This is a genomic window from Pseudoalteromonas sp. SCSIO 43201 (assembly GCF_023716725.1).
Lineage (GTDB): Bacteria > Pseudomonadota > Gammaproteobacteria > Enterobacterales > Alteromonadaceae > Pseudoalteromonas > Pseudoalteromonas peptidolytica.
Genome location: NZ_CP072685.1, coordinates 113,481 through 128,275, shown reverse-complemented (window position 1 = coordinate 128,275; position 14,795 = coordinate 113,481). Strand labels below are relative to the sequence as shown.

Sequence of the window (14,795 nt, the reverse complement as noted above, 5' to 3'; positions counted from 1 at the left end):
GAGAAGTTATTGTACAATAAAAAATAAACACATGGCAGCCTATTCATAAATAATCACAACAAGATGGGATGCAACGACCTAAATTAGCAGTATGATGTGTTAGCTTGGGATATAATTTAGTACGGCTTAAAGATATTGTACAATAATTAAAAACAAGCAATTAGAACAATAATTATGCGCGCAATCGATACATCGCTCATAAATACAACAAGTCCTTAAAAAACGGCTTTTTCTTCTTGATTTTTAGTACCTATTAAGAATAGCATACTGACCTTAATACAGAGACGCGATAGTTTGCTCATCGCATATTAAATATCTTACAGACAGGTCTTATCCATGATACGTGACAAGGTTCTTGTAGCCTCCGTTTACGCTGGCACAAGTGCGCGCGCAACTCGCTATTATCTATCGTCCAACAAACAATTTGACGTAGACTGGCATATTGGTAAAGAGGAAGCGCTACGCTGGTTTGCTAGAGCACGCCTGTCTGACAATAAAGTTTCTGATCTCAAACCATGTGGGCAACCAACTTATGAAACTCGTCGAAAAAAGCGGATTTCACGGCAAGAGTATTTAGCTTGGGCGTATCAAGCGACACATAAAACAGAAACAACAGCATGTTATCTAACCCCCAACTTGTTTTTTGATTGGCGAAATACACAAAATATAAAAGGGCTGACAGCTCATTGGTTAGAAATTGATACCGCAGGTCATACTCCACTCACAGCCATTCAATCATGGGAAATATATCAGCAAATTGCCGACTGTTTAGGTGCATCGAATTTACCAGCACCAACTAACTGGGTGTTAACAGGCTCAGGTGGCGTTCATCTGTACTGGCGTTATGATCAGCCAGAGCTGGTACAGAACAAAACCCATCGTTTCACACTCTTAAAACGCTGGAAAGATATAGCCGCAAAGTTAGGCAAAAAGCTTGAAACCTGGCGCATTAAATTAGGCTACAACGACTGGAAAGTCGACCATGGGGCATCAAACGACCCTTCTAGATTAATGCGTATGCCGGGTAGCCAACATAACAAAACCGCGCGAGAAGTGCTCTATCTCACAGGAGGACCTGTGACAAGCTTACAAATGCTAGGAAAAAAGCTAGGGTTTAAAGTGCCAATTACAACGGACGCTGCCACCGCACCGCCCTCTAAAGCAATGAAAGCGCATCATATAAGAACTCCCAAGGTTTGTACTAGTATTGCGCGAGATCCCGCGGCTGACAAACTGGCTAAACTGGCAAAAGATTGGGAGGTGTACTTACACCGACATGGGCAAGTGGTTAAAGGTAAACGCGATTTAACGCTATTCCACTTGTACAATATTTATCGTCGGATAATGGCTCCACAAACTGCATGGGACAAGATTATTCAGATCAATGATAAGTATATCGGCTTTACTGGGCAGCAGTTAAGCGCGTACCTATCAAGCTCAATAAAAACAGTATACCGATACACACTTAAACGGCTCAACGACATACTGACCGACGAATTGGAACTCCCCTTAAGTGTGCAGCTAAAGAGTCGAGAAAAGTTGAGCCCAGCAGAGCAACAACGTCGCCAATCTATCAGCGCTAAAAAAGTCAGTAAAGCGAGAGCAAGTACTACGTTAAATACCTTGGTGGAATTAGTGCTGAGGTTATGTAAAGCCGGTTACACCTTAACGTCTCTTACCCCCAATGTCCTGCTTAACCACTGCCAGATTTCCAGAGCTACAATTTATAGACACTGGAATAAAGTCATTAAGACTGTACAGCAAAGACGTCCGATACAACTAAAAGAATTACTCAAGGCTCAACACTATTCGTCTCATTCGCTCGGGTTCTTTATAACCCCCCCTAAATCGCGAAGCGGTAATAATGTTTTGAAAGAGCCTGCACAGCAATCCTCCGTTAATTTATTAAGTGTTCATTGTGATATTCCGATACCTGATATTTGAATGTGTTTAGTTAGTTGGCCTTTGTATCACTCTCAAGCTAATTTATTTTTAAATTAATAAAGGTACCTTAGGATCCATAAGTAAGGTCATAAGTGAAATGCCTAAACGATTGCACCCTAGGCATTACCGTGGCAAGATACCGCCCTACTCTCAGGTCTGCTATACATTGCGTTTTTACACAGAAAGCCTGAAGTTTAAGCTTATAAATATCGAATAAACTGAGTCTTGGAGTTTTTATGGGTGATGATAATAAACAAGGATCTTCAGCGCTGGAAAAACGACATCGACGTCGCTCTCTTCGTTTAAACCAAGAAGAGAATCAAACAAGTGCGTTGAATACTGATGAGGTGCAAAGTCGACCTCGCCGCCGTCACTTATCCAGTGAACGTAGTGATATAAATAATCAAGAGCACACTAATAGACAAATCTCCAGGCGCAGGACAAAAGGTTCAATAATGCACGACGAGGTAACAACACAGTTACCAACTGAACAAGCGTTTATGCCGCAATACCTAGGTAGTGACAATCATATCAATATAGGTAAGGATGAATGGCGCTTACTGAAACGAAAACTAAAGCGACCCGCTCTTGTATCTTTACTCAATGAACTGGTTGAGAAAAATAATATAGATGTGCCCTACCGCATGACTAGCAAAGAGCAAGCTTGGGATGACTTTCAGGCGCTAAAAGCTCTCGATGCAGGCAGTTTACTTCATGTTAATTATAACCACGCGCGTATGAGCTACCAGCATCCTATTTCACTATTAACCATTGATGTTGATAACACCGGTAGCAGAGCGACAGATCCGTACTTTCAAGCAATCCGCTTTACATGCAAAGGAAGTCGTGTAGGCTCCGCTACAGATAGTTGGAATGACCAAGAGTCAAGACGTGCCGTATTCAATCACATTTTGGATCAAGATACGCCCTTCATTGACAGACATGTTATACGCAAGGCGCTAGGCACAAGACGTTATATTGCCGCACAGTACAGGCCAGCAGTAGCGAAAGCAATTTTTCACTACTTTAAACCTAAATCAGTGATCGATATGAGCTTGGGATGGGGAGATAGATTACTGGGGTTTGAAGCCAGCCCTTACCCTAAACGCTTTGTTGGTATTGATCCTGATAATAGAGTTATTCAGGCTGGTAATCTAATGCATAAACAATTGAAGCAACGCAGTAAAAAAGTTGAATTATATAATGCACAAGCAGAATCGTTTAAGTACGAAATACTTGAAGAAAAAGCTGATTTACTGTATTTCTGCCCTCCTCCATTTCACGATGAGAGATATACTGATGAAGAGAGTCAAGCATATAAAAGGTACAAAACTGAAAATGCGTTTATTGATCACTTCTTAGTTAAAGCTGTTGTTAATGCTTGGCACATGCTCGAGGAAGGCGGTGTACTGGTCTTAGATATGGGTGATTTAAGAGGTTCAAAGCGTAGTGAGCCTATTCGTTTTGTTGATAGTGCGATAGATGCGATAGTTCATAAATGTCAATTTGCTCGATATATCGGAACCATTGGAGCAAGGATCAATGACCGAACAGTAGACGACCAGTTAGGTGCAAGAATTGACCCTATTTGGATCATCAGCAAAGGAACACCATCAATTACAGAGCAAGCGCTTTTTGGCCGATTCACATCAAAGTAGTCTATTTAATTCAGCGCGCCTGTCGCGCTGACACGGCTTATAACTCCCTCTCTTACTAATCTAAACTTTATCACCTCTTACGCATCACATAATGTGACTCATCGCTTTGTAATAGTCATGTTGACTTTTACGAGCGAAATGCTCATTTTCCTCATATTACAACCCTAACTCTCTTCATCAAGCGTATTCAGTCAGGCTCTTGGTATTATCAGGTTTTAATAGAGCGGCTCTCATCAATATCTAGCTTTGCCAGTTTTGCATTGCAATCTTATTTCGTTTTGCTTGTGATTATTTATTTTAAGCAAACTCAAACGTTTTTTTCACAACCATCACCAATACCATTCTTACAATCTTATTGGCTGAAGCCACTACGGGTTTGTTAAATGGCAATCGCTTACATAAATTTTTTACCCACTTACTTTACCTTGTTAACTTAGGGGTTATCTTCCGCTGTATACTGTTTAGCGGCTAAGCAGCGCTATGCAGATAAATGACAGCCGTTATAAAAGTTGTATCAATAACACGGTAAAAAGTGACGGCTAAGATTGTGCCTATTCTAACCATGGTTTTTTTAATCTTTGGCATACGCCCTTTGTTTCGCTAAATGCACTTAGTTCTTAACCCAGTAGTTAGACTTGTTTATTTAGCTCGGTCACTTAGTCATACAAACTCGTTAAATGTAAGCATAGTAAAACAGCCAGATTATTATCTACATTTTCTAAGATATTAGTTCTTGTCGTTGCATTATCTATGTAGGTGTAGATACTTTGGGGGGTAGAGGTGTTATCGGCCAAAAAGTTTTCTCACGTTAAAATAAATAACTTGATTAAACGAGGTAGCATTACTTTGTCTTAACTGTTTCTAAAAGTAAAGTGTACCATTGGTACAGCATTGTTTTTTAAAAAATGATATATCAAGAGGGAATTTATAAATTGGTTTTTAGTACCTTGATTCTGTGTCGCGATGTCAAAAAGCATAGCAATATTCTGACCCCATAAACAAAACCCGACGCATAAAACGTCGGGTGTCACTCACTATCTTACAAACTTATTTCAAGTTTTTAGGTATAAAACTCCGCGAAGACTATAAGGGATATGAATCTCAATGTCGAACTTTTTATCGTGTATTTTGATAAGCTATCCATGCTTATCTATTTATTTTCCCACTACTTATAGCAAGCCTGAATAGTGTGTACCAATGGTACGCTGCTTATTTCTCTGTATATGTCCAAATGCAGGATAAAGTCATATCGAAGACAATCCTATATCAATAGGTTTAGCGCAGACGATAAAATTGAGTGTACCAATGGTACGCTACTTATTTCTCTGCAAACATCTACACATGGGATGAAGTCGTTAAGTAGCCAATATTATTTCAATAGGTTTGACACTGACACTAAAATTGAGTGTACCAATGGTACGTTGCTTATTTCTTTGTATGCGTCTACATACTGGGTGACGTCGTTCAAACGATAACTCTATTTAAATGGATTTGACACTGACTCCAAAAATTAATGTACCAATGGTACGCTGCTTATTTCTCTGTAAACATCTACACATGGGATGAAGTCGTTAAGTAGCCAATATTATTTCAATAGGTTTGACACTGACACTAAAATTGAGTGTACCAATGGTACGTTGCTTATTTCTTTGTATGCGTCTACACACTGGGTGACGTCGTTCAAACGATAACTCTATTTAAATGGATTTGACACTGACTCCAAAAATTAGTGTACCAATGGTACACCAATTTTTGATAGTTAATTGGTAAATCGATGTAGTTAGACTTCTATGGTTATAAGCCGCGTGCTCGAAAGAAACGAACTAAAGAAATGGAAATGTACCATTGGTACGTTTTCTTAATAAAGAGTTCAGCCTAAGTCTAGCTACGTTGATAGTACGTATGAGTAATATCTAGTTCCACACTCGACCGAGCCATAAAGTAGAACTTCAACGATACACAGTTCATATAAACGAACAATAAATTGATCTCATAGAACCACTTTTGCTTACCCACTGAGCCGGTATTAGCAACTGCCAAGCACATAGAAATTCCATAGAATGATGAGAGTAGGGTACATAGCAAAGATCTAAGTATTACGCCAAAGTAGGGTGGCTCCCTCAAAATACAAGCAGTAATGATATAAGCACGTCTATTAAGCTTGTCTAAACCAGTTTCAATCAGGTTAACAAAAACCAACTAACACAGTTAAAATAGTGACTACTATAACAAGCTCAACGTAAAGTCATTTCGAATTGATAACCAGAGGAAGAGAAGGATGCAAGTACATTGACGATAACTGAGCGCGGCAATGGCATTATTGACAAGGTTTCTCACCTCAAAATAGCTCTCTTAATCAAACGAATTTTATAACTTACCATTAAACTAGTAGCTCAGACTCAAAAAGTATTATCTCCTAAGCGTCGCCAAACACATTGTTGCAGTTGATGTTTTAAGGGCAAATTTTTTAGGTATGGAGTGAATGAGTAAATACTGATAATTGAGTCATAGTACCAAGTTCATTCATACCTTATGCTATTTCAACATTGAATAAACTATTGAGTGGCGAGTATGAGGATGTGGTGTAACGGATTTAAATTTCCATAATAGCCATCGATATTTGCTTTGACCCATTCATCCTTTGATATGTCGGGCCAATTAGCGGGCATATCTAGAAAGAATAATAGTTCCTCGAAGAAGAAACGCTGGGCTCTACCATTCCCTTCTCTAAATGGATGAATAATGTTTAATTCACAGTATACGTCCGCGAGTTGAGCCAAAATTTCTGCTTTAGCTGCATGTATATTCAATGCTTGAACTTGTTGGAACTGCTTTTTTATTTCAACGTCGATACGAGAACAAGTACAAAACCGAGTATCTCCCTTGGAAATATCAACTGTTCTGATTTCACCAGCCCAAGCGTACACGTCTTGAAATAAATACCAATGGAGGTGTTTTAGGTGATTTAAATTAAACTCGTCAAGAGAGTTTAGGGTGGATGAGTATTCACTATATCTAAAAGCGGTAAATTCTAACTCGGCCTCTGATAACTCATCTGCATTCGTAATATTAAGCTTATTAATTAGTACATCAGATCCAGGATAGCAGTAGCTATCCTGTGCAACACCATATTTATCTCGCATACTTTGCTTTTAGATCAGCGAGCGACTTGCTTAAGTCTTCTTTTTTAAAACTCAGTCCTTCGTATTTAGAACTAATTTCAAAGTTGCTCATTTTAGGTATGAACGTTCGCACATTTTCTGTTTTTTTTACCGAAGTAACAGCCATAAATTCCCCCTTCTAAAGCCGTATAAGTATAACGTAGCGACATAGTTATGCCAAGGTTTGCACCTATGCCCTTAAAGCGAGGTGATAGGTCACTTGGCACATGTTAAGACTAACTACATAACTTCATTTCTTGGCTTGCTATCATCTCAGCTAAAATAAATATGACGACACAATCGAAAGACTTTTTGCCATACACTCTTTCAGTGCGAAAGAAAGTTATCTGAATTAAACAAAAGAGCAGGGAAATAGTTAGTTTTTTTAGACTCTTTGAGATATCTGTAAAGAGTGAGATCTGTAGGTGAATAAAAATGGGTAGCAAAAGAGGTAATTTAACCACTACGACAAGCAACGCCTTTTTAAAAGATAGCCCGTCTCTGAACTCAGTAAGCTCAGGTATTTAAAAACCCAAGCACATACTATTTACTTATAATCAATTAAGTTTATTGGTTCATTTTATAACGCGATGGTACATCAACATCTAATGATAAATCAGCAAGTACCCAAGAAATAAAGTCCTTATCATCTTGGCTCACTTTATCACAGTCTTTAGCGTTTTTTCGAAGAAGTGTAGTTCCTTTGTGTAGATCAGCATTCGAACCTACTAAATTCATATTCTTACACTGCTCGCCCATAATCTCCCTCCTTTAAGTAATCTTCAATCAATGCAGTGTGCACCACTACTCTTAAGTCTCATTTCGTCATGGTAGAATGTAAAGTCGAACCACACTTTAAGACAAACTAACATGCACCGCATTTTAATTTTTACTATTTAGTGAGTCAAGAAAGGGTAGGTGAGTCCTTGATCAGAACGCAAAAGATGAGCTCATACAGAAATTGGTTATTGTACAATAACTATAATTTTTTATGCTCAATCACGGTTTCAGATTGAACTTTTCCAGTCGCTTGTACCATTTTGTTAAGTTTATTATTTTGTAACTGAGCAGCATTAAACTCCTCATGAGGATAAAAAGTGATCTCGTAATCAACAATTTCCCCGTCTTTACGAATAGCTGTTTTAGTGAATTTTTGCAGCACCTTAGAATCAACTAGCTTATTGCATGCAGAGTTAACATCCCGACCACAGTTATTTAGTTGAGCACGAGATATTACTTCACTGGCTGGTAGTTTTCCGTAATCATTCAATAGCTTTCGCACGCGTAAGGAGTATGTTTTTCCCGCAGCAGCATAGGTAAATCGCATCATCAGTCTCATGTGAATATAGCGAGATAGCCCTTTTTGCATCTCTACTTGTGCAAATTGATAAGGACGATAACGCATCGCTTCAATTGCAGCATTGAGCAGTGGATGAAATGTTACATAGCACTTATCGTCCCTGTGGCCAGTGGCTTTGCCGGAGATATATTTTTGCGGAAAAACTGCAGAGCTAAACTCCTGAACATCTTGACCATTACCTGACAAGCTTCTGATCTGCAACGCACTTTTACTCATCACTTCAATGGCTTCTTTAATATCATCAGGATGAGCGCTTTTGCCTATTTTTTCGAGCTCTTTTTGTATTCTATGTACAGAGAAGTAACACCCATAAACCGGTCTATTATCATCTCTTTGGTATCGACCATTTGCTTGAAGTAAACCACCATCGGATGCTATACGCATGATCGCTGCTTCAACTTTTTCTTCCCTATCTCCAGGCCATATAAAAACTTCTTCTGTATCACCATCTTTACCTTTGCGCTCAATGGTTGCTGGTGACATTTGGATTTCGTAATCAATATTGTCATGGGTAGTTTCAAATTTTACGACAGCGGTGTCGACTTCTGAAAATCTTGCCCAATTCTTTTTTTTACGCAAAAAACGAGGGATACACGCTAAAAACTCAACTGCATTTGCATAGTCAATTTCAGTTCGTTGGTTAACCATACCGAAGAGGGCAGTTTTTTCAGACTCAGCTTTGATAAAATCATCTCGAGTGATCTCTTTACTTGACATTATCATGATCCTCATTTGATTAGTTTAGAACAGCGCGTAGGGATATTGGACTGAGTTTGCCGCAAAAAAGTCATATTCGCAAGCGACGGGCATAACCTCTGATCTATCTGATTAATATAACATAAGTAGTTGATAATTAGTGTGTTATTGAGATATTAATTTTAACAAAAATTAGGATCTTTATAAAAATAATCAAAGGGATCAGTGGTTCAGGTTAAAAATAATCACTATGATCAGAGGTCCGTGAGATTTTGCATGATGTTGCGTTCCTCCTGCTCAATGATATTAAAGTGAACTTTTCATTAATAATCATACAGTTAAAATTTTAGTGGTGAACTTTTCGTTGTTCCTGAGCTATAGAATTTAGACTTTACCGCTGATTTTTATGATTGCTATGATTTCATTGATTACTCACAATTATCAGCTGACCTATGATTCCAATGATTATTTGATACTACAGCGATTTTTAAAGGTTTTCGTACCACTGATTTTATTGATTACATTGATTTTTATGATCATTAGAATCAACTCAACCACTGATTCTAATGATTGCACTCATTTTATTGATCACTCAAATCGTGTAACACCTATGATTTTTATGATTACACTCATTTGATTGATCGTTTAAATCCCCCATTTTGAGCAGTAAATGGATTTTATTGATCAGTCAAATCAACTTAGACCCTTGATTTGACTGATTAGTCTTTGTTAGCACTAATCATAACCTCTGATTTTGATGATTAAGTTGATTTACTTATCTACCACTTATTTTATTGATTTAAACTCATAAGATTATGTTTTAATTGATAATTTTTACATTTAAAAATAACTGCTTTAGACTTTCCCTGTTCTTATTGATTAATTTTAGTTCGTCAGTGCGTATTTAGTAAGCAGTGAATAGCGTTTTATTGACCGCAACTGTTAAACTTATTTTTTGTAAAAATAGCAAGCTTGGAACTTTGAATTTCTAGTGGTTAATATAGATTAAAGATCTTTATATTTACTTAGATCTATAGGTTAGATCTGGTTAGTTAAGGTTAGGTTGTTAGTAAGCTATTATATTATAAAAGGTTTTAAGGAATTTTGAATCATTAAGATCAGGGGTTTCGATCCTTTCAGATCAGTGGTTACCAATCATTAGAATCAGTGGTTGTGTTTTTTATCTGATTTTATTTCCACAAATTTTCCACAGAATTAGGTTCTTTATTCACAGATTTTTTTATAAATTTCATATTGATCAGTGGTCAATATCCACAGCAAGCTTAATTTTTCAGCTGTTTTACCACTGATTTTTTTGATAAATCAGTGGTGGGTAATCACACGGATCAGTGGTAAATGATCGCTTATCCACAAGCCTATATTGCTTACTTTTCTTCTTCGTTAATACTTCAAAATGATGGCTATGGCTATGGCTATGGCTATGGCTATGGCTGTTGATCTAGTATGCTTTGTAATTGACAATGCATATCATTAGGTACGTCGATATTGTTATAGTGTTTTACCTCCCACTCACCAAGCTGATCGATTTCGATGTTATGTCGATATGCTTGTAGCCTTGCACTCACAAGATCTTTGCCTTGTTGTCGATACACTGCGCAACCATAATCGTCCAGTGAAACGAAATGACGCTTGTTTGGCTGATTCATGATTGTGTCAATTTCGTGCATTATTAATAGGGTATGCTGCATGAACCCAAGCAATTGCTCGGCGCAGTAAGAAAAGACAGTTTCGGGATCTGGCTGAGAGATTGCACTGATCTGGCTGACAAACGCATCAAGTGCATTGAGATAGACTCGTTGCCACAGTAAATGTTGTGCGCTGGTTTTTACTTGCCATTCACTCAGTAGCGTATTTTTGAGTTGCTCTGTGGCAATCTTTATCTGCTGCCTTACTGTGCCATCACATTGATCAACTTGGCTAAGTTCAGATTCTAAGTCGAGCAACCAACTAAACCACTTGTCATATAAAGACATTAATAACTCTTGGCTTTCAATATGAAAAGGAGGTTCGTAGCTGACCATTTCATTCAGTGAGAAAGTTTGGTTTGATTTAAATGTTTCAATCCACTTGGATGAATTCATTCTAAATGCAAGCTTTTTATGATGTGTACTTGGTGCTACATGCATTGTATTTTCCCTTGATAGAATGCAGCCCACTGATGTGGGCTGAGGTTAATTTAACGGTTTGTTGTAACGAGCGGCTGATGCGGCGACTAGCAGCGCTGAAATGTTTCTCAATTCAGTTTGAATTGTCGCTAATTGGTGGCTACTGTTTTGGGTTTTGTCCACGATGTTATCAAGCCAGTCTCGTACTTCTTTTTGCGTTTCGTTATGTTGATTAACGGTGGCGGAGGAGAGCTGCTCTAAAGCGTCTGGGTGCGACTTGATAAATGATCTAACATCCTCATGAAATCTGAGTTGATCCGCATCAAGATCTTTCATTAATTCAACAATATGCTCAAGTCGCTTAGCGGTTTCTCTATGCGCTTTAGTCAGTTCGTTGAACGTACTGGTTTGCTCAACCCAAGCGGGGAGTGCTTGTTCAATTTGTTTAAATAACGGAGACATTTTGTAGCGATATAGAAAGAACAAACCGATGATAAGCGCTGATGATAAAAACACATCCGCCATCACTCGAATTGAACCATCTTGCTCCACAACAAGTGCCCAGTTAAAAAGAGCTTTGATTATACTCTCCATGATACTTCCTTCTTGAGTAGGCGTGCTAGCGCTCGCTAGCACGGTATTTAAGCTAACTCTTGTCTATCGAATACCAAAGTAAGAGATAGATCAGCCATGGTTGCATCCACATATGCAGGCGTGAGTAAGCTCACTCTATCACCGGGAACTAACTTGGTTCTGGTCAAGCTTGACATACTGGTCGTGCCGTTAGGATCGACCGTAAATGTGCCTTTTTCAACATCATTTATGAGTACTTTGATAGGGTAGGGGGCGGCCGGTGGAGTATCTGCAAAACCAATAAATCCGCCCCAGTTATTTCTAATATAGAGTTCACGAGGTACTACAAACGTCAATAGTTTGGTTGATAGATCAGGGGCGCCCTGCACGAAAAAGGTCACATCATATGTTTCCGAATTGAGCTCTTGTAGCTTACCCGCCTCATCTAACGGAAGAAACTTACTTTTCGCTATTTCCTCTACAACAAAAACGATTTCTCGGAAATCTTCTCCTGCTTGCGCACTGGCGCGAAAATACCTAAATTTTGCAATGCCTTGTGGTGCTATCAGTTCGACAGATCCCTCATCGGATGCTGACTCTGATTCTGGCACCGTAACACTCCCCTCGAAGATGTCATGCCAAGTGTGATCGTCATTACTACCTTGGACTACATAGTTTACCGTGGTATTGGCCGTAGATTTGAAGCGCACACTTTTAAGGTAGGCTAAACCTGTGGCATCATAGCTGCCGTTAGGGGCATTGACTGAAGATATCGCACCAGCCTCAATATGATACATCTCTTCTTTTCGAACAGAGCCATTGAAGAGCACTGTCAAATTACGATAAATGGTTTCGAGTTGACGCAGATCGCCTTTATCACCCAGCAACAACAGGGCTTCTTGGTTTTCTGCCTGTGCGGCATAAGATGGATCTGAGGTATCCAGTTCTACGACGGCACCCTGTCGGGTAACAACGTAACGCTTATTGGCTTTTAAATACTGGCGTCCACCGCCTTTTCTGACCACAAATAGGTCATCAATATTACTCATCTAGGTATTCTCCTTAAGCTATGAATTCAACCGCATTAAGCAGTTACAACCTCAATTTCATCATCGACCGATAAATCGATATTTAGCGTAATACTCTGCGTCCCGTTGATGGTGTACTCACTTTTACGCAAGAGTTTCCGATTCAAGTAGACGGTAAGGAATTTGGGTTTGAGCGTGAGTGGCTCACCATTAACCTTAAAAATGTATTCCTTGATAGATGCAGACATCACGTACTCAACATCTGAGTGCTGCATATTCATTTCCGAAGCAATGGTGACAATTGGTTGAAACCCCTCGGCCGTTTTCCGTTCAACAACAGTGGCATCACCCGCAGTGTTAAACCAAATGTCGTTAATGCCAGCATCTGTATTTAGTGGTGGCTCATCACCGCCGAAAACCAACGTTTTATGCATGGTTTCGCCAGTAGCAGTTTTACCTGAACGTAAGTTTGCTACTTCCACATGGGTAAAGTCATCTGATGGGTGTGGCCCCACACCTGATAAGTCGGGTAAATCAGCAATGTCAGCCATTTTCACACTTTGCAGCGCACTATTGATTTTATCGATCAGTTCATCAGTCAAATCATGAGTTGAAAGGCCTTTCCCCGGTACATTATCAACTTTGCTTTGTACTGACTGAGTTTGTGCTACTGCTTGAGCGAAGTCAGAAATTGTCTGTGCCGTCTGTGTGCCAGTATGATTTGCTCTATCTCGATCCGCTTCGTGATAGTGTAGGTGAGTACTTTCACCTGTCGTGAGTTGCTGGTGTTGTTGCTCGGTGAGCAAGCGTAGGTCATCTGTGCGAACAATGGCACGCATATCGCCATCGACACCAAGTGTCCACGCATTGAGAGTTTCATCCCATAAAATGGCTGCATTGGCCGAGTTACCACGCGTAATTTTTAGGCCTGCGTCCAAGGTTGGTTCATCAGTGGTGCCTGCTAATAGCGTGATAAATTGCTCACCAGAGGTAACATTGGTCGAGCTAGTTTCGGTGCGTGTACCTGCTACGTCTAGGTTTTCTGACACAACCAAGTTTTTAACAGTTAACTTGCCTTCTGAGTTTAAGTTAAAGAACTTACTGATCACAGTGAGCAGCTGTTCAGCGCCACAATTAATATTAACGTTGTCATCACCATTGCCAATACTTGCATGCTCCGAGAAGCTCACTGGTGCATTGAAAGTGGTAGTGGCGTTGATTTCAGCGCTGTTTGCAGCGCCACTACCCAAAACGGTATTAGCACTGACATTGAGGTTTTCCAGCGCGCCATGTACAACATCAATACGTGCGCCAGTAAAGGCCTGGCCATTGATTTCTAGGGGCGCACCGGTTTCATCTATTAACTTTAATTGACCAGTTGCTTCGTCGTAGCGTAATAGATACTGCGTCTTATTAGAGCCTGTCAGTATGATTTGTGCTGGGGCAACACCTGCGCTGGTTGTCCGCGCTTGAATATCTACTTGGTTAGCAAGTAACTTTCCTTGTTGTGTGTCTGGATCTTCACTTTGAGAGCGTGTGTCGACTGAATTTGCTGATATATTCGCGGCGTGTACTTGGGCAAATGGGTGATCAGCTCGACCTAAAGTTTCTTGATCGGTATTAGGTAATAAGTCTTTGATGACCTTGGTGTGATCGAAATCGGCGGTAAACATGCCATTAAATGAATCGATGTGCCGCGCGTGATCGGTTAGCGTTGTCCCTACATCGGTTCCATCAACCATCAACCCATTGCTATCCGCTGTTACTTTGCCCTGTGCAACAGAAATAATTTGGTTAACGGTTAGCATTTCGATAATGCCATCTTCAGTTGCCAGTCTAGGGATCGCCAAGTCGCTATGGATAAACACCACTACTTTACCTGACACCGCATGACTGAAATTTAATTTAAACTTGTTTTTATCTATAGGGGTTGGATTGGCATGTAATATATTGCCGTTGTCGTCATACACCATAAACACATACTCATCGGTGTTATAGTTATGCGACACTGTCCATTCGAAAGCGGGAGTTGATTGAAAATGGACATGGGAACTTTTTTTATTGGTTAATGGAAACCAAGTTTGCGTTACGCCGATCTTGGAATATATGTATAGGATCCCTTCGACGAGTGCAAATTGCCCAGGAAAAGGGTTCAGTGGAAAAGAATCAATTTGATCAAAACTAAGCGCTGAACGACCGAACATTCTCATATTCGTCATCACGCGCAATTCAGAAGTAGACATATCGTC

At 39.6% G+C, this 14,795-nt stretch carries 9 protein-coding genes; 2 read left to right on the top strand and 7 right to left on the bottom strand.

The window, feature by feature from the left end; all coding sequences use genetic code 11:
- Window positions 1-336 precede the first annotated feature (336 nt).
- Window positions 337-1,944: a hypothetical protein gene (locus J8Z24_RS21820; RefSeq protein WP_252096046.1), complete on the top strand. Its 1,608-nt coding sequence runs from the start codon at window positions 337-339 to the stop codon at window positions 1,942-1,944.
- 236 nt (window positions 1,945-2,180) lie between these two features.
- Window positions 2,181-3,602 carry a hypothetical protein gene (locus tag J8Z24_RS21815; RefSeq protein WP_176033212.1) on the top strand — a complete coding sequence of 474 codons (1,422 nt, stop codon included), beginning with the start codon at window positions 2,181-2,183 and terminating at the stop codon, window positions 3,600-3,602.
- A 2,555-nt stretch (window positions 3,603-6,157) separates the two neighbouring features.
- Here J8Z24_RS21815 and J8Z24_RS21810 read toward each other — a convergent pair.
- The 7 genes from J8Z24_RS21810 to J8Z24_RS21780 form a co-directional block, all read right to left on the bottom strand.
- Complete coding sequence (locus tag J8Z24_RS21810; RefSeq protein ID WP_125251962.1) at window positions 6,158-6,745, bottom strand: Fic/DOC family protein; 588 nt, start codon at window positions 6,743-6,745, stop codon at window positions 6,158-6,160.
- A 585-nt stretch (window positions 6,746-7,330) separates the two neighbouring features.
- The gene (locus tag J8Z24_RS21805) at window positions 7,331-7,522 is read right to left on the bottom strand and encodes a hypothetical protein (protein WP_252096045.1); all 192 of its coding nucleotides are present in this window, start codon (window positions 7,520-7,522) and stop codon (window positions 7,331-7,333) included.
- 220 nt (window positions 7,523-7,742) lie between these two features.
- Window positions 7,743-8,840 (bottom strand): hypothetical protein, encoded by a 1,098-nt coding sequence (locus J8Z24_RS21800; RefSeq protein WP_252096044.1) that lies wholly within the window; start codon window positions 8,838-8,840, stop codon window positions 7,743-7,745.
- Between the two features lie 1,424 nt (window positions 8,841-10,264).
- A complete protein-coding gene (locus tag J8Z24_RS21795) occupies window positions 10,265-10,966 on the bottom strand; it encodes a hypothetical protein (protein ID WP_252096043.1) in 702 nt (233 codons plus the stop codon).
- A gap of 45 nt (window positions 10,967-11,011) precedes the next feature.
- Complete coding sequence (locus J8Z24_RS21790; protein WP_125251965.1) at window positions 11,012-11,539, bottom strand: hypothetical protein; 528 nt, start codon at window positions 11,537-11,539, stop codon at window positions 11,012-11,014.
- Between the two features lie 47 nt (window positions 11,540-11,586).
- A complete protein-coding gene (locus J8Z24_RS21785) occupies window positions 11,587-12,567 on the bottom strand; it encodes a hypothetical protein (RefSeq protein ID WP_252096042.1) in 981 nt (326 codons plus the stop codon).
- A gap of 35 nt (window positions 12,568-12,602) precedes the next feature.
- Entirely contained in the window at window positions 12,603-14,789 is a 2,187-nt protein-coding gene (locus J8Z24_RS21780; RefSeq protein WP_252096041.1) for a hypothetical protein, read from the bottom strand.
- Window positions 14,790-14,795 lie beyond the last annotated feature (6 nt).